Genomic DNA, 19,822 nt, shown 5'->3' with positions numbered 1-19,822 from the left:
GGTGAGCACCCCCGAGGAGCGGCTCGCCGAGCTCGGTCTCAGCGTCCCCGACGTGGTGCCGCCGGTGGCGGCCTACGTCCCTGCGGTGCGCTCGGGGTCCTACGTCTACACCGCCGGGCAGCTCCCGATGAAGGACGGCGCCCTCATCGCGACCGGCAAGGTCGGCGACGGTGTCACGGAGGAGGAGGCGACCGCCTGCGCCCAGCAGTGCGCGCTCAACGCGATCGCCGCGATCCGTTCGCAGGTCGAGGACCTCGCGCAGGTGCGGATCGTGAAGGTCGTCGCGTTCGTCGCCTCCGACCCCGGCTTCACCGGGCAGCCCAAGGTCGCCAACGGCGCCTCCGAGCTGTTCGGCACGGTCTTCGGCGACCTCGGGGTGCACGCCCGTTCGGCGGTGGGCGTGCCGGTGCTGCCGCTCGACGCCCCGGTCGAGGTCGAGGTCGTCGCGGAGATCGTGTCGTGAGGATCCCGCTGCCGCCTGTCCCGCTGCCGGAGCAGTTCGTCGAGCTCTCGCGTGAGTACGACGCCGGCACCCGGGAGGCGGCGGAGCCGCGCAACGCCGCGACCGTCGTCCTGATGCGGCCGGGCGTCGACGGAGCCCCCGAGGTCTACCTGCTGCGCCGCCACGTGACGATGGACTTCGCCGGTGGCATGTGCGTCTTCCCCGGCGGGGGGGTGGACCCGCGCGACCACGACGCCGAGGTCGCCTGGGCGGGACCGCCGCCGACCGAGTGGGCGGCGCGGCTCGGCGCGGACGAGGACGTCGCCCGCGCGCTGGTGTGCGCCGCCGTGCGCGAGACGTTCGAGGAGTCGGGGGTGCTCCTGGCGGGTGAGTCCGCCGACACCGTCGTGGCGGACACGACCGGAGCCGAGTGGGAGGCAGACCGCGAGGCGTTGGTGTCGCGCGAGCTCTCCATGACCGAGTTCCTCAAGCGGCGCGGCCTGGTCCTGCGGACCGACCTCCTCGGCACCTGGGCCGGCTGGCTGACGCCCGTCTTCGAGCCGAAGCGCTACCGCACCTGGTTCTTCGTCGCGCTGCTGCCCGAGGGCCAGCGCACGCGCGACGTCTCCACGGAGTCCTCCGAGGTCGTCTGGCTGCCGGCGCTGGAGGCGGCCGACAGCGCCGACCGGGGCTCGCTCGCGATGCTGCCGCCGACGTACCTCACGTGTCTGGAGGTCGGACAGCACCCGACGGTCGATGCGGTCGTCGCGGCCGCCTCCGACCGCACGGTGGAGATGTTCACCCCGACCGTCGAGGCACTCGGCGAGGGTTGGACGCTGTCGATGCCCGACGACCTACGGTCGCTGGTGGCGGCGCGGAGGGCCTGAGCCGTGACCGAGTCCTGGGACGGAGGCGCGTACGGCGACCGCGGTCGCTGCCTGCTCGCACCCAACCCCGGGATCATGACGCTCGACGGCACCAACACCTGGGTGCTGCGCGAGCCCGGCGCCCGGCGGTCGGTCGTCGTCGACCCGGGCCCGCTCGACGACGGCCACCTCGACGCGGTCGCCGAGGTGGCCGGTGAGGTGGAGGCGGTCGTCGTGACCCACCACCACCACGACCACACCGAGGCGGCCCGCTCGTTCGCCGAGAGGATGGGCTGCGGCGTGCGCGGGCTCGACCCCGACCAGTGCTGGCGGGCCGACCCCCTGCACGACGGCGAGGTGCTCGAGGTCGACGGGCTGCGGGTCGAGGTGCTGACCACGCCGGGCCACACCGCCGACTCGATCTCGCTGGTCAACGACGCCGACCGCGCGCTGCTGACGGGTGACATGGTCCTCGGGCGGGGGACGACCGTGATCGTCCACCCCGACGGCGACCTCGGCGGCTACTTCGCGTCCCTCGCGAAGATGCGGTCGCTGGTCACCGAGGGCCGGGTGGCGGCGCTGTGGCCGGCGCACGGGCCGGTGCTCCCCGACGCGGCCGCGGTCCTCGACCACTACGTCGTCCACCGCCGCGAGCGGCTCGCCCAGGTCGAGGCGGCGCTCACGCGACTGGGCCGGGCGCCCGCCGACCTGCCGGCCGACGTCGCCGAGCACCCGACCCTGCCGCGTGAGGTCGTCGAGGTCGTCTACTCCGACGTCGACGAGTCGCTGTGGGGCGCGGCGGAGTGGTCGGTCCGCGCCCAGCTCGCCTACCTGGCACGGCGGTAGCGGCCCGGTTCAGCCGGCGAGCAGCGTGGCGAGCTTGTCGACCGCGCGATAGCCCGTCGGCACGCCCTCGACCATCGCAGCGATCGACTGCGAGTGCTCGGTGCGCAGCGGCAGGATCGCCTGGTAGGCGGGGGAGTCGTACCACTCGCGCACGGCGTCGGTCGACGGGAACTCGATGATCACGATCGCCCCGTCCCAGGTCCCCTCGGCCGGGGTGAGCTCCCCGCCGTGCACGAGGAAGTGCCCGCCGTACGGCGCCAGGGTCTCGTCGATCCGCTCGATGTACTCGGCGATCTCCGCGCCGAGGTCGACCTCGCGGAGGTAGGCGATGGCGTAGGCCTTCAGCTTGTTCGTCATGGTGCTGCTCCTCTCGTCGGTGCTGGACCCGGAGATCACATCGCGGGTCGGAGGTCGAGGTCGATGACCTCGGAGGTCATGGGCGCACGTACCTCCCGGGGCTAGCGTCGGCCCCATGACCGCGACGCTGTCCGCTGTGCCCGACCCCGGGGTGGGCGACCTGCTGCGTGAGTGGCGGCAGCGGCGCCACCTGTCCCAGCTCGATCTCGCGAACCGTGCCGACGTCTCCACCCGGCACCTCAGCTATGTGGAGACCGGGCGGTCGCAGCCGACGAGCGCGATGATCCTGCGGCTGTGTCACCACCTCGACGTGCCGCTGCGTGAGCAGAACAGGGTGCTCCTGGCGGGCGGCTTCGCACCGGCCCATCCCGAGCACGCCCTCACCGACCCGCCGATGGCCGAGGCAAACGCCGCGATCGAGGCGATCCTCCAGGCGCACCTGCCCTACCCGGCGCTGGTGATCGACCGGCACTGGGAGCTGGTGGCAGCCAACGACGCGGCGTTCGCCCTCCTCGACGGGATCCCGGCCGAGCTCCTCGAGCCGCCGATCAACGTGATCCGGCTGTCGGTCCACCCGGAGGGCCTCGGGGCGCGGATCGTCAACCTCGACGAGTGGCGCGCCGCGCTCGCCTCGCGGCTCCGGCAGGAGCACCACGCCACCGGCGACCCGTTCCTCGGCGCGCTCGCCACCGAGGTCGCCGGCGACCTGGACCTGGTGCCCGCGTCCGCGCTCCTCGTCGTACCCCTGCAGCTGCGGGCCGGTGACCAGGTGCTGTCGCTGATCTCGACCACGACCGTCTTCGGCACGCCGCGCGAGGTCACCCTGTCCGAGCTCGCGATCGAGGCGTTCTACCCGGCCGACGACGCGACGCGGAGTGTGCTCCACGGCACGTGACCTGCGGGGGCGGACCGGCAGGGCCCGATCGTCGCGCCCTCGCCGGGCGCGACGTCCTAGCCGCCTGCCGCGGCCCAGCGGCCGTCGGCCTTGGCGGCATCGACCGCCGCGCGACCGGCGTCGGTCATCAGACCCTCGCTCTCGAGCAGCGCGACCCGGGCGAGGTTGGAGGGCGACCACTTGCTCCGGGGCCCCCGCGGGGTGAACCGGATGAAGGTCGTCTCCGCGTCCCGTCCGCGGCCCTGGCCGTCGATCCAGCCGAAGCAGAGGGCCTCGAGGACGGCCTCCTCGTAGGTCAGGGCGGTCACGGTGCCGCCCTTCTTGGTGAGGATCAGCCACGCCGCTGTCTTGTCGGCGTGGTGCTCGACCAGCCAGGCCCGCCACCTCGCTCGGTCCGGGACCAGGACCTCCGGGCCGCTGAGCACCATGGCGTCAGCCTCGCACAGCGCGAGCGCGGACCACGATGAGGACGATGAGACCGATCGCGGCGGTGCTCGCGGCACCACCGCCGATGGTCCACCACCACCGATCGGTCGACCACGGCCAGTCGGGTCTCGGGCGTGCGACGACCTGCGGTTGGACGGGATCGATCAGGTCGGAGGCGAGGGTCAGCCCGAGGACGCCGTCGTAGAGACGGATGAAGGTCCCTGTCGCGTGGCCTCCTCCGGGGGCGTTCCAGGTCCACAACTGCACCCCGGAGGGGTCGTCCCCGTCGTCGCCGGGACCCACGAGAACCTGGCGGGGGCCGAGCGCACCCAGCAGATCGGGCTGATCGAGTGTTGACCGGATCGGCGACGAGCGACCGTCGGGCATCACCCGGACCGCGGGGACGTCACTGCCGTCGGCTGAGTACGTAAGGCCGAACGGCTTCTCGCCGAGGAACCACAGGCCGCCGATGCGCAGGCTCGGGTCCTGCTCGAGCCGGCCCCGGACTCCGTTGAGGAAGAAGGACCACCCCACCACCGCGGCGAGCTTGCCGGTGTCGGACACGGCCACGGCGCTGGTCGCTCCGCCGTCGATGGTCTGTCCGCCGTCCTGCTCGAAGACCCGGTTGGCGTTGCGTCCCGCGACGACCTGGTAGGTCGCTGAGGACTGGCCCTCGCGAACGATGCCCCCGACGGTCCGCTTCCCCGACGAGACGCCGTCGGTGTCCCACTGCTCCATCTCCACGCCGAGCCAAGCCAGCCACCCACCCTGCGTCGACCACGCGAGATCGTGGATCAGGACTGCGCGGTCCTGGTCGACGCGGATCTCGCGGACCCGCCCGGTGCTCAGGTCCGCCACCCTGATGCCGCTCGGGCGGTGGCCGCTCTCCACGTCATCGGCATACGCCCACGCGAGCTGCTCCCCATCGGGGGAGAGCGCGAAGCCCAGGCGGGTCCTGAAGAACCCGCCCTGGGTGAACCCCTCCAGGTCGAGCAGGTGGTACGTACCGGAGTCGGCCTCGACCACCACGGGTATCAGCGCGTCGGTGACGAACGCGCCAGCAGCGACGCCGACCTCGAGGTCGTCCTCGAGGTCGGTCATGTGGGACGGCGGCGCGTAGATGCGGTCCGGGACCGCGAGCTCGTCGGAGTCGGCGAACTCCACGTCGTGGTGGGCGACCAGGGGAACCGCGACGCCGGCGATGAGCCCGAGGCAGGCGACCGCAGCGGCGGCGACCGCGACGCGGGCGCGGGTGGTGGCGCGGCGGCCACGGCGATAGAGGTCGTCGGGGACGTGGACCTCGGGGGCTCCCTCGGCGATCCGGGCCAGCTCGTCCCTCAGCTGCTCGCCGGTCACGACCCGACCTCCAGAAGCTCGGCGAGGTGCGGCGCGAGGGTCCGCAGCCGGGCCAGCGCCTCTCGGGTCGTCGACTTCACCGTGCCGGGGCCGATCCCGAGCGCGGCGCCGGTCTGTACCTCGGTCAGGTCCTCGAAGAAGCGCAGGACGAGCACCGTCCGCTGCCGGTCGGTCAGCTCGGCGAGGGCCGCCTCGAGGCTGAGCCGCAGGTCGTCGTCCGGGGGAGGCGTCGGGTGGTCGTGGGACCCGAGGGAGGTCTCCGGCACCCGGCGACGCCGCCACCAGGAGATGTTCTGGTTGTAGAGGATGCGCCGGACGTAGGGCTCGGGGTCACCCTCGATCCGGTGCCAGGCGCGCGCCGCCTTGAAGAGTGCCATCTGCACGAGGTCCTCCGCGAGATGGGCGTCCCCCGTGAGGAGGTACGCCGTCCGGGCGAGGGCCGCCGTGCGGGCGCGCACGAAGTCGTCGAACGACGTACGAGGTGACGCTGGAACCACACCGGCCCCCTTTCACCCGTGACGACGCACGGAGACAGGGAGCCGGGGGTGGATCGACCCGAAGTTTCTGAGCGGCCTCAGCGGGCGCGTCGGGTCATCCGCTCCATGTCCATGATGACGACCGATCGGGGCTCGAGACGCAGCCAGCCGCGCGAGGCGAAGTCGGCGAGCGCCTTGTTGACCGTCTCGCGGGAGGCGCCGACCAGCTGGGCGAGCTCCTCCTGGGTGAGGTCGTGGTGGACGTGGACGCCGTCGTCCGCCGTACGGCCGAACCGCTCGGCGAGGTCGAGCAGCGCCTTGGCGACCCGACCGGGCACGTCGGAGAACACCAGGTCGGCGACGACGTCGTTGGCCTTGCGGAGCCGGCCGGCGAGCTGGGTGAGGAGGCCGCGGGCGACGGCCGGGCGACCGTCGAGCCAGCGGAGCAGGTCCTCGTGCGACAGCGACACGAACTCGGCGTCGGTCACCGCGGTGACGGTCGCGGAGCGCGGGCCGGGGTCGAAGAGGGAGAGCTCGCCGAACATCGAGCCGGGCCCGAGGACGGCCAGCAGGTTCTCGCGGCCGTCGGAGGAGGTCCGACCGAGCTTCACCTTGCCGTCGAGCACGATGTAGAGCTTGTCGCCGCCGTCGCCCTCGTGGAAGAGCACCTCGCCGCGGCGCAGCCGCGTCTCCGACATGGACGACCGCAGAGCCGACGCAGCCTCGTCGTCGAGCGCGCTGAACAGCGGGGCCTGACGCAGCACGTCGTTGTCCACGGTTCCTCCAAGGATCGGGTGCGGCGAACCGTTCCCCCCAGCGAGGCGGTCCGGACGCGGACGGCGGGTACCTCCCACGTCAGCCCGCATCCTAGCCAGTGGTCCACCTCACACCTAGCCACCGCTGGAAGGTGGCGCTGTCCGGGCCTACCCGTAGTCTGACCGCGTGCGGGCGATCACCACGGAGGCAGAGACTCCGACGGCGCTCGTCCGCCGGGCGCGCCGGATCGACCGGGTCCTTGCGCAGACCTATCCCGACGCCAGGTGCGAGCTCGACTTCGACAACCCGTTCGAGCTCCTCGTCGTGACCGTCCTGAGTGCCCAGACGACCGACAAGCGGGTCAACCTGGTCCGCCCGACGTTGTTCGCCGCCTATCCCGACGCGCGGGCGATGGCGGCTGCCGACCGTGCCCACCTCGAGCAGATCGTCGGTCCGCTGGGCTTCTTCCGCGCCAAGACAGAATCGCTCCTCAAGCTGAGCGCCGCCCTCGTGGAGAAGTACGACGGCGACGTGCCGCCCCGCCTCGACGACCTCGTCCAGCTCCCCGGGGTCGGCCGCAAGACCGCCAACGTGGTGCTCGGCAACGCCTTCGACGTCCCCGGGATCACCGTCGACACCCACTTCGGGAGGCTCGCCCGCCGCCTGGGCTGGACCGAGGAGACCGACCCGGTCAAGGCCGAGCACGCGGTCGGTGCGCTCTTCCCCAAGCGGGACTGGACGATGCTCAGCCACCACCTGATCTGGCACGGGCGCCGGGTCTGTCACGCGAAGAAGCCGGCATGCGGGGCGTGCCCGGTCGCGCGGTGGTGCCCCGCCTACGGCAGCGGGCCGACCGACCCGGTCGAGGCTGACAAGCTGGTGCGCACCGAGGGCCCCAACTGATGCGGCCCGCCCTGCTGGCCGTCGTCGCGACGGCCGTCCTCCTCACGGCCTGCGACCAGGGCGACACCGTCGCCGCCTGCGACGTCGACGTCGACACCGCCGAGCTGCGCCAGGTCAAGGCCGATGCCGGGATCGAGGACTGCCCGGCCGGTGACCCGGACGCAGGGACCGACCTGCCCGACGTCGTCCTCCCGTGCCTCGGCGGCGGGACCGAGGGCTCGCTCGCCGACCTGGCCGGCCCCGCGGTCATCAACTTCTGGGCCTCCAACTGCGTGCCGTGCCGCGAGGAGATGCCCGCGCTGGCCGAGTTCGACCGTCAGTACGGACACCAGGTGAGCGTCGTGGGGGTCGACTTCCTCGAGACCTACCCCGAGGCCGCGCTCGACCTCGCGCAGCGCAGCGAGGTCACCTACCCGTCCTACGCTGATGCCTGCGGTGGCCTCCAGGAGACCGCCCTCGCCGTCACCGCCCTGCCGGCCTTCGTCTTCGTCCGGGCGGACGGGTCGACCCAGCTGGTCGCCAAGGGCGGCGTCGACACGGTCGCCGAGATCGTGGCGCTCGCCGAGGAGCACCTCGGCATCGAGCTGGAGCGGGAGGCAGCATGAGCGACCGGCCCCCGCTCGTCGTACCGGACGACCTGCCGACGTGGCTGCGGCCCGTCGCCGCGGCCGCCAACGCGATCAAGGGCAGCGACCTGACGGCGTTCCTCCCGCCGGAGGGCTCCAACCCTCGGCGCGGAGCGGTGCTCATGCTGTTCGGTGAGGAGGACGGTCGGGGCGACCTGCTCCTGACCGAGCGCGCCCATGACATGCGCTCCCACCCCGGCCAGGTCTCGTTCCCGGGCGGCACGATCGACCCCGGCGAGACCGCGATCGAGGCGGCGCTGCGCGAGGGGGAGGAGGAGATCGGGGTCGACCCGGCGGCCGTCGAGGTCTTCGCCGTGCTCCCCGAGCTGTGGCTGCCGCCGTCGAACTTCGCGGTCACCCCGGTCCTCGGGTGGTGGCGCGACCCGCACCCGGTCGAGGTCGCCTCGCCCGACGAGGTGCACGAGATCCACCGCGTCGTGCTCGACGAGCTCGTCCTGCCCGAGCGCCGGATCGCCGTCCGGCACCCGAGCGGCTGGACCGGTCCGGGCTTCCTCATCGGCGACGACCTCGACGTGATCCTCTGGGGCTTCACGGGCGGGATCATCACCCGGTTCTTCGACTTCCTCGGCTGGCTCCCACCGGTCGACGAGCCGCCCGTCCACGGGCTCCCCGACTACATGCTCGCGGAGTACGAGCAGCGTGTCGCGGCTGCCGAGGACGGGGACGAGCCCGACAGTCTTGACATCCTCGACCCCGACGACCGTGCCGAGAGGGGGAGTGGCTGATGGACCTGAACATCCTCGACTGGCTGCTCCTCGTCCTCGTCGCCGCCTATGCGCTCTCCGGCTACTGGCAGGGCTTCGTGACCGGCGCCTTCGCGACGGTCGGGCTCCTCCTCGGTGGCTTGTTCGGCATCTGGCTGGCGCCGGTCGTCCTCGGGGGCGCCGACCCGTCGCTCGGGGTGTCGCTCGGGGCGCTCTTCATCGTCATCCTCGGTGCCTCGCTGGGCCAGGCAGTGCTCCAGTACGCCGGGTCGCGGGTCCGCGAGCGGATCACCTGGCAGCCCGTGCGGGCCGTCGACGCGGTCGGCGGGGCCGCCCTCTCCGCCGTCGCCGTCCTGCTGGTGGCCTGGGCCCTCGGCTACGCCATCTCCGGCACCCGGATCGGCCCGGTCACCGAGCAGGTCCGGAGCTCGGTGGTGCTGGGCAAGATCAACGCCGTCCTCCCGGCGTCGGCCCCGAGCGTGCTCCAGGCGTTCAACAAGGTGGTCGGCACGGGCTTCTTCCCGCGCTACCTCGAGCCGTTCTCGCCGGAGCGGATCGTCGACGTCGCGCCCGGCCCCTCCAAGCTCCAACGCAACCCGCGGGTGCTGGCGACCGAGGGCAGCATCCTCAAGATCCGCGGCGCCAACGACTGTGGCCGCGGCGTCGAGGGCACCGGCTTCGTGTACGCACCCGACCGGGTGATGACCAACGCCCACGTCGTCGCCGGGGTCGACGACCCCGAGGTCGAGGTGGGCGACGGCACCGAGCTGGCGCGGGTCGTGCTCTACGACCCCGAGCTCGACGTGGCCGTGCTCGCCGTCGACACCGGCGACGCCCCGATCCTTCAGTTCGACGAGGACCTGGAGGCCGAGGACCCCGTCGCGATCGTCGGCTATCCCGAGGACGGGCCGTTCGACGTGCAGCCGGGCCGGATCCGGGCCAACCCGACCCTCCGGTCGCCGGACATCTACGGCTCCGGCACTGTGCTGCGCGACGTCTTCTCGCTGCGCGGGCTGGTGCGCCCGGGCAACTCCGGTGGGCCCATCATCACCCCGTCGGGCGACGTCGGCGGAGTCGTGTTCGCGGCCTCCGTCGAGGACGACGACACCGGCTACGCCCTGACCGCCGAGCAGGTCGCGGCGAGCGCCGACAAGGGCGCCGACCGGGACTCCGAGGTCAACACCGGCGATTGCGCGGCGTAGCGGCCGCCCCTACGAGAGGAACCCCATGACTGAGCAGCGCGTCCACTACTCCTTCGCCGACGGTGCGGCCCGGATCACGATGTCGGCAGGTGACCGGGGCAACCCGATCGAGCCGGTGTCGACGGCGCAGCTCCACGAGGCGGTGCTCCGGGCGAAGGCCGACGGCGCGCGGGTGATCGTGCTCGCCGCCGAAGGACGCTTCTTCTCCGTCGGCGGCGACCTGAGCGCGTTCGCCGACGCCGACGACCCGAGTGCGCTGCTGCTCGAGCTGGCCGAGGGCGTGCATCGGGTCATCACCGAGCTGGTGCGCGGTGACGCGATCGTCGTCAGCGTCGTCCAGGGCACGGCGGCGGGTGGCGGCTCCCCGCTGGCTGCGGCCGCCGACATCGTGCTGGCCGCGGACACCGCGAAGTTCAGCCTGGCCTATGCCAAGGTCGGCCTCAGCCCCGACTGCGGCGGCAGCCTCCTGGTCCACACGCTCGGCCTGCACCGGCTGCTCCGGCTGGCCCTGCTCGGCGACCTGGTCACCGCCCAGGAGGCCTACGACGCCGGCCTGGTCGCCCGGGTCGTCCCCGCCGAGGAGCTCGCGGCCACGGTCGACCAGGTGGTCGGCTCGCTGATCGCCGGTTCGCCGGGCGCGTTCGCCGCGGCCAAGCGGCTGGTCCGCGACGCCGCCGAGCCGGCTCCCGAGACGGCGCTGCGCCGCGAGGCACAGTCGATCAGCACCCTCGCCGGCACCCCCGACGGCCAGGAGGGCATCGCCGCCTTCCTCGAGAAGCGCTCTCCCCGCTACTCCTGAGCCGGCGCGAGCGGTCGCTCGTTCCTCGCGCCGCGCTGCCGCACGGTCAGGCGGGCGCGGGGGCGGTGGTGGCCTCGGGCTCCTCGCCCTCGATGACGTCGGTGAGGCGGTCGACGGCGATCTCGGCCCAGGTCGCGTGCTCAGCAGTCCGGTCGACGACGTCGAACGTCGTGACCGAGCCGACGTTCGGCCCGACCCGGACGCTGGACCAGGCCAGGTGGATCTCCTGGGCCTCGCCGCCCGGAGGGGTGATCGTCCCGGTCGCCGTCACGCCGAACTGGTCGTCGACGTCGTCGAAGACCTCGGAGTCGTCGGTGGCGACGGTGAGGTTCCACTCGAAGCCGTCGCCGTCCGGGCCGGTGACCGTCGTGCAGGCGGCGATGACGGTCTGGACCTGGTCGAAGATCGCGGTGATCCCGGCCTCGTCCTCGTAGGCGGTGACGGTGCTCTCGACCGAGGGCACGCTGTCCGCGCCGAAGGTGAAGTCGGTGCCACCGCGCGCGGCCTTGGTCAGGCCCTCGGTGAGGGCGTCGAGGTCGGCGAAGCACCCCGGCGCCGCGGTGTCGTCCTCGGTGGCCGGGGCGCCGGTCCAGCCGTCGCCCATGTTGTCCGACTGCAGGACCGCCGTGGCGATCTGCTCCTCGGTGAGCGGGCCGGTGACGGCGGGAGCGTCGTCGTCGGTGTCGGCTTCGTCCCCTCCATCGTCGTCGCCGCAACCGGTGGACACGGCCGCGACCAGGGCGAGCACGGCGACGGGGGCGAGCGCACGCGCGCGGCGACGGTTGCGGAGCGGGCGGAGAGCGGTGGTAGGGCGCACGGTTTCCTCCGGGAGATCGGGTGGGTGAATGAAACCACGCAGCCGAACTAGAACGCGTTACAGTTCTGCGGTGAGTCACACGGTCTTCAGCGCGGCCGACCTCGGCCCGGTCCGCCTGCGCAACCGCACGGTCAAAGCAGCGACGTTCGAGGGGCGCTCGCCGTACGGCGAGGTCACCGACGCGCTCATCGACTACCACCTCGCGCCCGCGCGCGGCGGGGTCGGGCTGACGACGGTTGCCTACCTCGCGATCGCGCCGGAGGGCCGCACGCACGCCGAGCAGATCGTCGTCGGTCCGAAGACGCTCCCCGGCCTGCGCCGGTTGACGGCCGCGATCCACGCCGAGGGTGCCGCGGTCGCAGCCCAGGTCGGCCACGCCGGGCCGGTCGCCAACGGTCGTTCCAACGGGGTGAAGGCGATCTCCGCGAGCTCGATGCCGAGCCCGTTGTCGATGCAGATGATCAAGGCGGCCAGCGAGCAGGACCTGACCCGGGTGACCCGCGCGTACGTCGACGCGGCACGCACCCTGGTCGAGGCCGGCTTCGACGTCCTCGAGCTGCACATGGCGCACAGCTATCTGATCTCCTCGTTCCTCGCGCCCGGGCTCAACCGCCGCAAGGACCGCTGGGGTGGTCCGCTGGAGCGGCGCGCGCGGCTCGCTCGCCAGGTCGCCCGCGCGGTACGTGAGGAGGTCGGCGACGCCGTCGCGCTCACGGCCAAGATCAGCGTGTCCGACGGCTTCAAGGGCGGGGTGACGACGGATGAGGGCGTCGCGTTCGCCGGCCTGCTGGAGGCGGACGGCCATCTTGACGCGCTCCAGCTCTCGGGTGGCTCCTCGCTGATGAACCCGATGTACCTGTTCCGCGGGGAGACCCCGGTCGCCGAGTTCGCCGACGCGATGCCGACGATCGTGAAGTGGGGCATGAAGACCCCGGCCGGCCGCAGCTTCCTCAAGCGCTACGAGTTCGAGGAGGCCTACTTCAAGGAGAAGGCACTTCGGTTCCGTGAGGAGCTCTCGATGCCGCTCATGCTGCTCGGCGGCATCAACCGCCTCGAGACGATGGACCAGGCGATGGCCGACGGCTTCGACTTCGTGGTGATGGGCCGCGCGCTGCTCCGCGAGCCGGACCTCGTCAACCGGCTCCAGGCCGGTACGGCGAGCAAGGGCATCTGCACGCACTGCAACCGGTGCATGCCGACGATCTACAGCGGCACCCGCTGCGTCGAGTGGGCGGCCGGCGAGGTCATCCCGGTCGCCTGATCTGTCGAATCCGTACCTTCCTGGCGCGAATCGGGACCTTCCTGGCGCGAATCGGGACCTTCCTGGCGCGAATCGGGACCTTTCTGGACGCCAGGTAGGTCGGGATTCGACCCAGGTAGGTCGGGATTCGGCCCAGGTAGGTCGGGATTCGGCCCAGGTAGGTCGGGATTCGACGAACGATTCCCAATAACTAGAACATGTTCTAGTCTGTCGAGCATGTCGCAGGTGATCCCTCAGAAGCCCCTCCGCGTCGTCGTCTGGTCCACCGGGACCATCGGGCGCTACATGATCGCCGGGGTGGACCTCCATCCCGACCTCGAGCTGGTCGGGGTCTGGACGTCGACGCCGGCCAAGGCCGGGGTGGACGCCGGCGAGCTGGCCGGGCTCGGCCGCGAGCTCGGGATCCGGGCCACCAACGACCGCGACGAGCTGATCGCGCTGCGCCCCGACTGCATCCTGCACGGTGCGATGACCGACGACCGGGTCTTCGAGTCGATCGAGGACCTCACCGGGTTCATCCGCGACGGCGTCAACGTGGTGTCGAGCGGGCCGGTCATCCTGCTGCACGACCGCGGCACGCTGCCCGACGAGATGATGGCCGGGATCAACGACGCCGGTATCCACGGCGGCGCCAGCCTGCACGTCAACGGCATCGACCCGGGATTCGCCAACGACGTGCTGCCGCTCGTGCTCACGAGCCTCAGCCAGCGCATCGACCACGTGAAGGTCAGCGAGCTCGCTGACTACTCCACCTACTACCAGCCGGTCGTCATGAACGACCTGTTCGGCTTCGGGCAGCCGATGGACTTCAAGGCACTGCTCTGGGAGCCGGGCATCCTCACCACGGCCTGGGGGCCGGTCGTGCGTCTCATCGCCGACGGCCTGGGCGTCACCCTCGACGAGCCGCTCGTCGAGAGCGTCGAGCGCCGCCCCGCGCCGCGGGACACCTCGAGCGTCTCCGGCGACGTCGCCGCGGGCACCATGGGCTCGGTGCGGTTCAGCGTCGTCGGGACGGTCGACGGCGTCCCGCGGGTCACCCTCGAGCACGTCACCCGTACCGACGCCGAGGCCGAGCCGGACTGGCCGACCCCGCTCGAGGGCGACGGCTGCTACCGGGTCGAGATCACCGGGGAGCCGTGCATGAAGCTCGAGTACAGCCACCACGGCGAGAACGGCGACCACAACGTCTCCGGGATGATCATCACCGCCCAGCGGCTCGTCAACGCAGTGCCTGCAGTGGTCGCCGCCAAGCCGGGCATCGTCACCGCCCTCGACCTCCCGCTCGTCACCGGCCGCGGCCTGGTCACCGGGACGAACAAATGACGATCCTCGACCGCTTCCGCCTCACCGACCACGTCGCCGTCGTCACCGGCGCCGGCCGCGGCACCGGCGCCGCGACCGCGCTCGCCCTCGCGGAGGCGGGGGCCGACGTCGTCATCTCCTCGCGCACCGAGGACCAGCTCGCCCGGGTCGCCGAGCAGATCCGCGCCACCGGCCGCCGGGCCCTCGTCGTACCGGCCAACCTGGCGCGCACCGAGGCCGTCGCCGGCCTCGCGCAGGCGGCGTACGACGAGTTCGGGCGGCTCGACGTCGTCGTCAACAACGTGGGCGGCACCATCCCCAACGCGTTCCTCGACACCGACGTGGCCTACCTCGAGGAGTCGTTCCACTTCAACGTCAGCACTGCGCACGCCCTCACCCGGGCCTCGGTCCCGCTGATGCTCGCCTCGGTCGGCGATCCGGAGGAGCAGCGCCAGAAGTCCGTGGTCAGCATCAGCTCGGCGATGGGCCGGCTCGGTGGTCGCGGCTACCTCGCGTACGGCGTCGCCAAGGGCGCGCTGGCGCACTGGTCCAAGCTCGCCGCCACCGACCTCGCGCCCCGGATCCGGGTCAACGGCATCTATGTCGGCTCGGTGATGACCAGCGCCCTGGAGTTCGTCGCCGGCGTGCCCGAGATGAAGGAGCAGATGGAGACGGGCACGCCTCTCGGCAGGATCGGCGAGCCCGAGGACATCGCGGCGGCGGTCGTCTACCTGTCGTCGCGGGCCGGCAAGTACCTCACCGGCAAGATGATCGAGGTCGACGGCGGGATCCAGACCCCCAACCTCGACCTGAACCTGCCGGACCTCCAGCCGACCGATGTGGCCCCGGCCACAGCGCCCTAGGGGTCCGGTCCCTAAGGTGCGCAGATGACCTCAGGAGTGAGCACCGGAGCCGCGATCTCACCCGACTCCGGCGAGCACTGGTCGGCCGAGGGTGCGTGGGAGGTGACCCCCGGGATCCACCGGATCCCGCTGCCGCTGCCGATGGACGGCCTCAAGGCCATCAACGTCTACGTCATCCAGGACCCTGCTGGGGGGGACGGGCTGACGCTGATCGACGGCGGCTGGGCGATCCCGATCGCGCGCGAGCTGCTCGACAAGTGCCTGCGCTCGATCGGCTCCGGCTTCGGCGACATCAAGCGGTTCCTCGTGACCCACATCCACCGCGACCACTACACGCTGGCGACCGTCCTCGGCCACGAGTACGGCGCCGACGTCGCCCTGGGCCTGCCCGAGAAGCCGGGCTTGGAGCTGCTGCACGCGGCCGGGCGGGGCGAGCTGACGGGCGGCAACCCGTTCTCCGCCGTGCTGCGCTCGGCGGGCGCGAGCGAGGTCGCCGCCGCGTGGGACCTCGGCCGGCGGACCGAGGACCTGCCCGACCCCGTCGACTGGGCGTTCCCCGACATCTGGCTCGAGGGCGACATGACCTTCGACATCGGGACCCGCTCGATCGACGCCGTGCACACCCCGGGACACACGCCGGGCCACTACGTCTTCGCCGACCGGGCCGACGGGCTGCTCTTCGCCGGTGACCACGTGCTGCCGACGATCACCCCGTCGATCGGGTTCACCATCCCGCCGGAGCCCGACCCGCTGGGCCACTTCATGGCGTCCCTGGTCCGGGTCCGGTCGCTGCCGGACCTGCGGATCCTGCCCGCGCACGGGCCGGTCGCCGACTCCTCCCACGCCCGCGTCGACGAGCTGCTCGAGCACCACGAGCAGCGGTTGGTCCAGTGCCTGGCCTCGCTGCGGTCGCGCGGCGCGTCGACCTCGGTCACGGTCGCCGGCGACCTGGGGTGGACCCGGCACGAGCGGTCCTACGACGAGCTCGACCTCTTCAACCAGGGCATGGCGGCGATGGAGACCAAGGCCCACCTCGACCTGCTGGTCGTCCGCGGTCAGGCGACGGAAGCGGACAGCGCCGACGGCGTGGTCTACACCGCTGCTCCGGTCAGCGCCTGACCAACCGCATCGGCAGGTGCGGGATCCCGTCGTCGAGGAACTCCTCGCCGTCCGGGACGAATCCGAAGCCGGCGTACCAGTGCGCCAGCGGAGACTGGGCGGCGAGCACGACGTCGCGGTCCGGATCCACGGCGGCGCAGTGCGCCAGGGCCGCCGTCATCATGCCGTCGGCGAGACCGCGGCCGCGGCCCGCCCGCGCGAGCACCACGCGGCCGATCCGCCACTCGGCGCCTTCGTCGAGCACCCGCAGGTAGCCGAGCAGGTCGATGCCGTCGGTCAGAAGCGCGTGGGCGGTGCCGGGCTCGGTGTCGCGACCGTCGAGGTCGGGGTACGGGCACCCCTGCTCGACGACGAAGACGTCCTGTCGCAGGCGGGCGAGGTCGTGCACCTCGACAGCGGTGAGCTCGGCGAACGACGCGAACCGGATGTCCACGTCCAGGAATCTAGGCCAGGACCGGCCGGTCCGGAGCCGCGGACTACATTGGAGGCGAAAGACAGGGGAGCACGACACGTGCTGAGAGTGCGGCCGAGCCGCAGACCCTCCGAACCTGCTCCGGTTAGCACCGGCGAAGGGAGTCAGCAGTGCTGCTCATCCGTCCTGCCCTCGCGCTCAGCGTCCTTGCACTGGTCGGCACCGGCTGCTCGGTCGTGGCCGAGAACGACAAGGCCGACCGCGACGACAGCGCCGCCGCGGGTGAGTGCGGGGAGGTCGTGCTCGTCACCCACGACTCCTTCGCCCTGCCGCCGAAGGTCATCAAGGCGTTCGAGAAGGAGTCCGGCTGCGCGCTGGTGCACAGCCCGGCCGGTGACGGCGGTGAGCTGACGAGCAAGCTCGCCGTGACCCAGGGCGACCCCATCGGCGACGTGGCGTTCGGTGTCGACAACACCTTCGCCGGTGCCGCGCTCGACGAGGGCGTGTTCGCGCCGTACGACGCGGACCTGCCGGAGGGAGCCGAGGCCTACCTGCTGGCCGGCGACGACGAGGGCGTCCTCACGCCGATCGACAACGGCAGCGTGTGCGTCAACGTCGACGAGGCGTGGTTCGCCGAGGCCGGCATCGAGCCGCCGAGCAGCCTGGACGACCTGGTCGACCCGACCTACCGGGACCTGTTCGTGACGCCCGCCGCCACGACGAGCACCCCGGGGCTGGCCTTCCTGCTCGCGACCATCGGCCGGTACGGCGAGGAGTGGGCGTCGTACTGGGAGGACCTGGTCGCCAACGGCGCCAAGATCGTCAAGGGGTGGGAGGACGCGTACTACGTCGACTTCACCTTCTCCGGCGGCGACCGCCCGATCGTGCTGTCCTACGACACCTCCCCGGCCTACACGGTCGACGGCGAGGAGTCCTCGACCGCGGCGCTGCTCGACACCTGCTTCCGCCAGGTCGAGTACGCAGGGGTGCTCGAGGGCGCCGCGAACCCCGAGGGCGCCGAGCGGGTGATCGACTTCCTGCTGAGCCGCGAGGTGCAGGAGGCGCTCCCGACGAGCATGTACGTGTTCCCTGTCGACGCAGGGGCGACCCTGCCGCCCGAGTGGGCGGCGTTCGCCGAGCAGCCGACCGCCCCGATCGAGGTCACTTCCGAGGACATCGCGGAGAACCGCCGCGCGTGGGTCACCGAGTGGACGGACATCACCTCCGGGTGACCCCGTGAGTCGCAGATGAGGAGGGTCGCCGGCCTGCTCGCGCTGGCCGCGGTGCCGACCGCGGTGCTGGCGGTCTTCTTCCTGCTCCCCGTCTCGGGGATGCTCCAGCGGGGACTGTGGCCGGACGGTTCGTTCGAGCCCGGCGCCGTCGCCGAGGTGCTGGGTCGCGAGCGGACCCTCCGCGTCCTGTGGTTCACCGCCTGGACGAGCACGGTGTCGACGGTGGTCGCGGTCGGCCTCGGCCTCCCGGTGGCCTACGTCCTGCACCGGCTGGCCGTCCCGATGCGGGGCGTCCTCCGGGCCGCGCTGCTCGTCCCGTTCGCGCTCCCGACCGTCGTCGTCGGCATCGCGATCCGTGAGCTGGTCTCCGTCTCGGGACCTCTGGGGTTCCTCGGCGTCGACGGGACGCCGGTCGCGATCCTCATGGGTCTGGTGTTCTTCAACGTCGCGGTGGTCATCCGCACCGTGGGCGCCGCCTGGGAGAGCCTGGACCGCCGGCCGGCCGAGGCTGCCGCCGCCCTCGGCGCGTCGCCGCGCCAGGTCCTGACCTCGGTCACCCTCCCGGCGCTGCGGCCCGCGATCGTCTCGTCGGCCGCTGTCGTCTTCCTCTTCTGCGCGACCGGCTTCGGCGTGGTCCTCCTGCTCGGCGGCACCCGCTACGCCTCGGTCGAGACGGAGATCTACCTGCTGACGACCGGCGCCATCACCGGCAGCGTCGAGTACCAGGCGGCCGCTGCGCTGTCGCTCGTCCAGATCGCCGCCGTCGTGGCGCTGCTCGTCGTCGCTGGTCGGCTGCGGGCCGTCCCGGACCCCACGGTACGACGCGCGCTCGCCGTCCCGGCGCGGCCACGGCGCTCCGACGTACCGGCTCTCGGCGCGACCTGCGTCGTGCTGCTCGCGATGGCGCTGCCGATCGTCACGCTGGTCGTCGCCTCGCTGCGCCGCGACGGCGCCTGGACCCTCGCCCACTACCGCGCCCTCGAGGGCGTCGGCGACGGAGGCGCTTCCGGGACGGGTGGCGGACTGCTGCGGGTGCCGGTGACCGAGGCGCTCGCCAACTCGTTGCGGATCGCGGTCGACGCGACCTGGATGTCCCTGCTGCTCGGCCTGCTGGTGGCGGTGGTGGTGACGCGGCGGGCCCGGAGCCGCTCCGAGGCCTCGGTCCGGCGCGCGTTCGACGGCCTCTTCATGCTGCCGCTCGGGGTGTCTGCCGTGACCCTCGGCTTCGGCTTCCTCATCACCCTCGACGACCCGCCCCTCGACCTCCGGTCCAGCGCGCTCCTGGTGCCGATCGCCCAGGCGCTGGTGGCGTTGCCCCTCGTCGTCCGGGTCCTGGTCCCGGTGCTCCAGGGCATCGACGACCGGCAACGGCAGGCCGCGGCGTCCTTGGGGGCGGGGCCGGTGCGGACCCTGCTGACGGTCGACGTCCCCGTGCTGTGGCGGCCGCTCCTCGCAGCGGCGGGGTTCGCGTTCGCGGTCTCGCTCGGCGAGTTCGGCGCCACGTCGTTCATCGTGCGGGCCGAGGTGCCGACCCTCCCGGTCGTGATCTATCGGCTGATCGGCAGCCCCGGCGAGCTCAACTACGGGACGGCCATGGCAGCCTCGGTCGTGCTCGCCGGTGCGACGGCGCTGGTGATCCTGCTGGTCGAGCGGCTCCGGGTGCCGGGCGTGGGGGTGTTGTGATGTTGGAGACCGTCGGCCTGTCGGTCGCGTTCGGAAGTCACGTCGCCGTCGACGGCGTCGACCTGCGGCTCGACGACGGCCATGTGCTGGCCGTCCTCGGTCCGTCGGGCAGCGGCAAGTCCTCGCTGCTGCGGGCGATCGCCGGGCTGGAGCCGTTGCGCGCCGGCGCGGTCCGCTGGGACGGCACGGACCTCGCGGGCGTCCCGACGCACCGTCGCGGCTTCGCGCTGATGTTCCAGGACGGCCAGCTCTTCGACCACCTCACCGTCGCCCGCAACGTCGGCTACGCGCTGCGCCTTCGCGGGCTGGCCCGTGCGGCGGCGAGGACGCAGGTCGGCGACCTGCTCGAGCTCGTCGGGCTCGCCGGCTACGGCGACCGGCTCCCCCGGACGCTGTCGGGCGGTGAGCGTCAGCGGGTGGCGCTGGCTCGCTCGCTCGCGGCCGAGCCCCGGCTGCTG

General features: G+C 72.3%; 23 protein-coding genes and 1 riboswitch. Of the genes, 16 read left to right on the top strand and 7 right to left on the bottom strand.

Features of this window, described 5'->3' with window-relative positions:
• Position 1: 1 nt before the first annotated feature.
• The 3 genes from H0487_RS10660 to H0487_RS10650 are packed head-to-tail and all read left to right on the top strand — an operon-like array spanning position 2 to position 2,154.
• Entirely contained in the window at positions 2 to 463 is a 462-nt protein-coding gene (locus tag H0487_RS10660) for a RidA family protein (RefSeq protein ID WP_183094215.1), read from the top strand.
• Positions 460 to 1,329, top strand: a complete 870-nt coding sequence (locus H0487_RS10655) for an NUDIX hydrolase (protein ID WP_183094214.1) — start codon at positions 460 to 462, stop codon at positions 1,327 to 1,329. Before H0487_RS10660 ends, H0487_RS10655 begins: the two co-directional genes overlap by 4 nt.
• 3 nt (positions 1,330 to 1,332) lie before the next feature.
• Positions 1,333 to 2,154 (top strand): MBL fold metallo-hydrolase, encoded by an 822-nt coding sequence (locus H0487_RS10650; RefSeq protein WP_312855903.1) that lies wholly within the window; start codon positions 1,333 to 1,335, stop codon positions 2,152 to 2,154.
• A gap of 9 nt (positions 2,155 to 2,163) precedes the next feature.
• On the opposite strand, the gene H0487_RS10645 is transcribed toward H0487_RS10650, so the two are convergent.
• Positions 2,164 to 2,511 (bottom strand): DUF1330 domain-containing protein, encoded by a 348-nt coding sequence (locus H0487_RS10645; protein WP_183094213.1) that lies wholly within the window; start codon positions 2,509 to 2,511, stop codon positions 2,164 to 2,166.
• Positions 2,512 to 2,626: 115 nt separating this feature from the next.
• Between H0487_RS10645 and H0487_RS10640 the strand changes: the two genes are divergently transcribed.
• Positions 2,627 to 3,406 carry a helix-turn-helix domain-containing protein gene (locus H0487_RS10640; protein ID WP_183094212.1) on the top strand — a complete coding sequence of 260 codons (780 nt, stop codon included), beginning with the start codon at positions 2,627 to 2,629 and terminating at the stop codon, positions 3,404 to 3,406.
• Between the two features lie 56 nt (positions 3,407 to 3,462).
• On the opposite strand, the gene H0487_RS10635 is transcribed toward H0487_RS10640, so the two are convergent.
• The 4 genes from H0487_RS10635 to H0487_RS10620 all read right to left on the bottom strand — a co-directional run bounded on the left by H0487_RS10635 (position 3,463) and on the right by H0487_RS10620 (position 6,440).
• Positions 3,463 to 3,834 carry a YdeI/OmpD-associated family protein gene (locus H0487_RS10635; protein WP_183094211.1) on the bottom strand — a complete coding sequence of 124 codons (372 nt, stop codon included), beginning with the start codon at positions 3,832 to 3,834 and terminating at the stop codon, positions 3,463 to 3,465.
• Between the two features lie 4 nt (positions 3,835 to 3,838).
• Entirely contained in the window at positions 3,839 to 5,188 is a 1,350-nt protein-coding gene (locus H0487_RS10630) for a hypothetical protein (protein WP_183094210.1), read from the bottom strand.
• Positions 5,185 to 5,685, bottom strand: a complete 501-nt coding sequence (locus H0487_RS10625; RefSeq protein WP_183094209.1) for a SigE family RNA polymerase sigma factor — start codon at positions 5,683 to 5,685, stop codon at positions 5,185 to 5,187. Before H0487_RS10625 ends, H0487_RS10630 begins: the two co-directional genes overlap by 4 nt.
• Positions 5,686 to 5,762: 77 nt before the next feature.
• Entirely contained in the window at positions 5,763 to 6,440 is a 678-nt protein-coding gene (locus tag H0487_RS10620; protein WP_183094208.1) for a Crp/Fnr family transcriptional regulator, read from the bottom strand.
• A 166-nt stretch (positions 6,441 to 6,606) separates the two neighbouring features.
• Between H0487_RS10620 and nth the strand changes: the two genes are divergently transcribed.
• From nth to H0487_RS10595, 5 genes are read left to right on the top strand one after another with little or no spacing between them, the layout of a single operon-like run.
• Positions 6,607 to 7,323, top strand: a complete 717-nt coding sequence (gene nth, locus H0487_RS10615; protein ID WP_183094207.1) for an endonuclease III — start codon at positions 6,607 to 6,609, stop codon at positions 7,321 to 7,323.
• Complete coding sequence (locus H0487_RS10610) at positions 7,323 to 7,928, top strand: TlpA family protein disulfide reductase (protein ID WP_183094206.1); 606 nt, start codon at positions 7,323 to 7,325, stop codon at positions 7,926 to 7,928. The genes nth and H0487_RS10610 overlap by 1 nt, the downstream gene beginning before the upstream one ends.
• Positions 7,925 to 8,695, top strand: coding sequence for an NUDIX hydrolase (locus H0487_RS10605; protein ID WP_183094205.1), 771 nt, complete (start codon positions 7,925 to 7,927; stop codon positions 8,693 to 8,695). The genes H0487_RS10610 and H0487_RS10605 overlap by 4 nt, the downstream gene beginning before the upstream one ends.
• A complete protein-coding gene (locus H0487_RS10600; RefSeq protein ID WP_246383350.1) occupies positions 8,695 to 9,876 on the top strand; it encodes a MarP family serine protease in 1,182 nt (393 codons plus the stop codon). Before H0487_RS10605 ends, H0487_RS10600 begins: the two co-directional genes overlap by 1 nt.
• 25 nt (positions 9,877 to 9,901) lie before the next feature.
• Complete coding sequence (locus tag H0487_RS10595) at positions 9,902 to 10,675, top strand: enoyl-CoA hydratase/isomerase family protein (protein ID WP_183094204.1); 774 nt, start codon at positions 9,902 to 9,904, stop codon at positions 10,673 to 10,675.
• 46 nt (positions 10,676 to 10,721) lie between these two features.
• Here H0487_RS10595 and H0487_RS10590 read toward each other — a convergent pair whose 3' ends face one another.
• A complete protein-coding gene (locus H0487_RS10590; RefSeq protein ID WP_183094203.1) occupies positions 10,722 to 11,492 on the bottom strand; it encodes a hypothetical protein in 771 nt (256 codons plus the stop codon).
• A gap of 70 nt (positions 11,493 to 11,562) precedes the next feature.
• On the opposite strand from H0487_RS10590, the gene H0487_RS10585 reads away from it, so the two are divergent.
• From H0487_RS10585 to H0487_RS10570, 4 genes are all read left to right on the top strand, one after another.
• Positions 11,563 to 12,753, top strand: coding sequence for an oxidoreductase (locus H0487_RS10585; protein ID WP_312855902.1), 1,191 nt, complete (start codon positions 11,563 to 11,565; stop codon positions 12,751 to 12,753).
• Positions 12,754 to 12,969: 216 nt separating this feature from the next.
• Positions 12,970 to 14,076 (top strand): NAD(P)H-dependent amine dehydrogenase family protein, encoded by a 1,107-nt coding sequence (locus H0487_RS10580; RefSeq protein WP_183094201.1) that lies wholly within the window; start codon positions 12,970 to 12,972, stop codon positions 14,074 to 14,076.
• Positions 14,073 to 14,918: an SDR family oxidoreductase gene (locus H0487_RS10575; RefSeq protein ID WP_183094200.1), complete on the top strand. Its 846-nt coding sequence runs from the start codon at positions 14,073 to 14,075 to the stop codon at positions 14,916 to 14,918. The genes H0487_RS10580 and H0487_RS10575 overlap by 4 nt, the downstream gene beginning before the upstream one ends.
• Positions 14,919 to 14,942: 24 nt before the next feature.
• Positions 14,943 to 16,037, top strand: coding sequence for an MBL fold metallo-hydrolase (locus H0487_RS10570; RefSeq protein WP_183094199.1), 1,095 nt, complete (start codon positions 14,943 to 14,945; stop codon positions 16,035 to 16,037).
• Here H0487_RS10570 and H0487_RS23350 read toward each other — a convergent pair.
• Positions 16,027 to 16,470 carry a GNAT family N-acetyltransferase gene (locus H0487_RS23350; RefSeq protein ID WP_183094198.1) on the bottom strand — a complete coding sequence of 148 codons (444 nt, stop codon included), beginning with the start codon at positions 16,468 to 16,470 and terminating at the stop codon, positions 16,027 to 16,029. The two genes, H0487_RS10570 and H0487_RS23350, sit on opposite strands and share 11 nt — an antisense overlap.
• 53 nt (positions 16,471 to 16,523) lie before the next feature.
• Positions 16,524 to 16,629: riboswitch (TPP riboswitch) on the top strand.
• On the opposite strand from H0487_RS23350, the gene H0487_RS10560 reads away from it, so the two are divergent.
• The 3 genes from H0487_RS10560 to H0487_RS10550 form a co-directional block, all read left to right on the top strand.
• Positions 16,620 to 17,681: a thiamine ABC transporter substrate-binding protein gene (locus H0487_RS10560; RefSeq protein WP_312855901.1), complete on the top strand. Its 1,062-nt coding sequence runs from the start codon at positions 16,620 to 16,622 to the stop codon at positions 17,679 to 17,681. Its footprint overlaps the riboswitch before it by 10 nt.
• A gap of 15 nt (positions 17,682 to 17,696) precedes the next feature.
• Entirely contained in the window at positions 17,697 to 19,364 is a 1,668-nt protein-coding gene (locus tag H0487_RS10555) for an ABC transporter permease (protein ID WP_183094197.1), read from the top strand.
• Positions 19,364 to 19,822, top strand: a 459-nt coding sequence (locus H0487_RS10550) for an ABC transporter ATP-binding protein (protein WP_183094196.1), incomplete at its 3' end; no start/stop codon positions are given. The genes H0487_RS10555 and H0487_RS10550, both read left to right, overlap by 1 nt.

The organism is Nocardioides stalactiti, from assembly GCF_014180715.1.
Classification (GTDB): Bacteria; Actinomycetota; Actinomycetes; order Propionibacteriales; family Nocardioidaceae; genus Nocardioides; species Nocardioides stalactiti.
The sequence above is the reverse complement of the archived record's forward strand: the minus strand, read 5'-3'. Positions and strand labels throughout refer to the sequence as shown.

What these genes read in the sequence shown, in the direction of transcription:
- H0487_RS10640 (WP_183094212.1), top strand. Translation starts at nt 2,627, where the DNA reads ATGACCGCGACGCTGTCCGCTGTGCCCGACCCCGGGGTGGGCGACCTG.
- H0487_RS10580 (WP_183094201.1), top strand. Translation starts at nt 12,970, where the DNA reads ATGTCGCAGGTGATCCCTCAGAAGCCCCTCCGCGTCGTCGTCTGGTCC.
- H0487_RS10610 (WP_183094206.1), top strand. Translation starts at nt 7,323, where the DNA reads ATGCGGCCCGCCCTGCTGGCCGTCGTCGCGACGGCCGTCCTCCTCACG.
- H0487_RS10570 (WP_183094199.1), top strand. Translation starts at nt 14,943, where the DNA reads ATGACCTCAGGAGTGAGCACCGGAGCCGCGATCTCACCCGACTCCGGC.
- H0487_RS10605 (WP_183094205.1), top strand. Translation starts at nt 7,925, where the DNA reads ATGAGCGACCGGCCCCCGCTCGTCGTACCGGACGACCTGCCGACGTGG.
- H0487_RS10595 (WP_183094204.1), top strand. Translation starts at nt 9,902, where the DNA reads ATGACTGAGCAGCGCGTCCACTACTCCTTCGCCGACGGTGCGGCCCGG.
- H0487_RS10645 (WP_183094213.1), bottom strand. Translation starts at nt 2,511, where the DNA reads ATGACGAACAAGCTGAAGGCCTACGCCATCGCCTACCTCCGCGAGGTC.
- H0487_RS10635 (WP_183094211.1), bottom strand. Translation starts at nt 3,834, where the DNA reads ATGGTGCTCAGCGGCCCGGAGGTCCTGGTCCCGGACCGAGCGAGGTGG.
- H0487_RS10575 (WP_183094200.1), top strand. Translation starts at nt 14,073, where the DNA reads ATGACGATCCTCGACCGCTTCCGCCTCACCGACCACGTCGCCGTCGTC.
- H0487_RS10555 (WP_183094197.1), top strand. Translation starts at nt 17,697, where the DNA reads ATGAGGAGGGTCGCCGGCCTGCTCGCGCTGGCCGCGGTGCCGACCGCG.
- H0487_RS10600 (WP_246383350.1), top strand. Translation starts at nt 8,695, where the DNA reads ATGGACCTGAACATCCTCGACTGGCTGCTCCTCGTCCTCGTCGCCGCC.